Raw genomic sequence first — 1,579 nt, 5'->3', positions numbered from 1 at the left:
CTCTGGGCGGAGTAACAAGGACAGAAAGGCTCAGGACTGTTGGAGAATGGCCACGGTCTGGATCAGAGCCTCTGGAAACACTTCTCGCTCCGGCTGACCTTGCTTGAGCTGATATTCCAGTTGTAGAAGTTGCTGCATCACCTTCAGCAGTGCTGAGCTTTTTAGGGATCCCACCTCTTTTTGTAAGAAATAAACCCGGTTGGGGTTGGCAATCTCTGCTTTTTGGGCAATGACCTTGGGATCCCGTTCCCCCTCTTCCAGCAATAGCTTTACCCACAGCCAGGTGCGGAATTGGCCCACCAACACTGCCAGGATCTTAAGGGCCGGCTCGTTGTGATCCAGCAGATGGTTCAGGATCTGCAGGGAGCGATCCAAGTTGCCCTGGCGCAGGGAGGCGGCCAGTTGCAAGCTGTTGTAGGCGCTGGCAGGAACCAGGGCCTCGATTTGCTCAGGGGAGATGGGATCCCGCTGGCCTGCCGTAAAGAGGGCCAGCTTTTCCAGTTCCATAGCCAAACGGCGGGAATCGTTGCCCACGGCTTCCGCCAACTTCTGCGCTGCCTCTGGGCTGAGCTTGAGATCCCGCTGTCGGGCCTCGCGGTGTACCTGCTTAAGAATGCCCTCTTCGTCCCAGGGGGGCAGTTGGGAAAACTCGCGGACAATGGCCCTTTGCTTGAGGAGTTTGGTGGATTTGAGACGTTCATCCGGCTTGCTGCTGGTGGTCAAGACCAGATGGGTTGTGGGGGGTAAAGAGGCTAACGTTCGCTCCAGTTCTCTTACTAACTCTTCCGAACACTGCTGGGTGAGCGTTGTTTCCTCCAGCCAAACGAGGCGGGCATTGGATCCCAGAGGCGGCGTCATGGCCAGGTTCAGTCCGGCCAGGGTGGATTCCGGTGGCAGGCGATCGTAGTTAAAGGCGGCCCACTCAGGATCCAGCACCTGATCGCGCAGCTCTTGCACCGCCTGCAGGAGGCGATAGCTATCATCTCCCCAGTAAAGGTAGACGGGCATACTCCCCACGTCGCCTCAGCTTGGTCTCCAGCTTTTTTTCCGTAGTTTCTCTAGGCATTTACTTATGTTAATCAACTTGTCCAGGATCTTCCGAAGAAAGCCTGGCCGAGTTTCAGCTTTTTTTCTCTCTAAAAAGAGTGCCAGCTCTGCATGACTAGCTTGGCAAATTCTGTATTCCCACTGAAGAACTCTCGTCAATCTTCTCCTAAGCTGGGGTCAAAGCTGGAGCCAGAGGGAGGGCCGCAAGTAGATGGACACCATTGGCGAACTGGAGTTCAAAGTGCAGATTTTAGCGCGCTGCCTGGGATCCGCTTTGGGCTTGGGCCGGCCTACTCGTGTGCAAATTCATTATTGCAATTCCCCGCTTTTCAAAGCAGATCAGTCGGCAGCAGGAGTTCCCCCTTCCAGCTCTGAAGAGGTTAAGAGCTCCCAGCTCCAGCCGCTAGCCTCGGTTGCCTAAAGGGCACTTTGAGGTTGGTCGTGGCAGGGCTAGGAGCCAACTCTCGACCTAACGTGCTCCCGAAGCAGCTAGAGTCCGGAGGGATCCCGCCTGCCCTGACGTCCCTGCCCT

The 1,579-nt window shown here is 56.0% G+C and carries 1 protein-coding gene; it reads right to left on the bottom strand.

What is annotated here, in order from left to right:
• Positions 1 to 30: 30 nt before the first annotated feature.
• Positions 31 to 1,008: a DNA polymerase III subunit delta gene (gene holA, locus NW827_RS01880; RefSeq protein ID WP_414403962.1), complete on the bottom strand. Its 978-nt coding sequence runs from the start codon at positions 1,006 to 1,008 to the stop codon at positions 31 to 33.
• Positions 1,009 to 1,579 lie beyond the last annotated feature (571 nt).

Origin of the sequence: Synechococcus sp. H70.1 (assembly GCF_047502705.1) — a bacterium.
Classification (GTDB): Bacteria; Cyanobacteriota; Cyanobacteriia; order Thermostichales; family Thermostichaceae; genus Thermostichus.
This window is presented reverse-complemented; position numbering and strand designations above follow the sequence as displayed.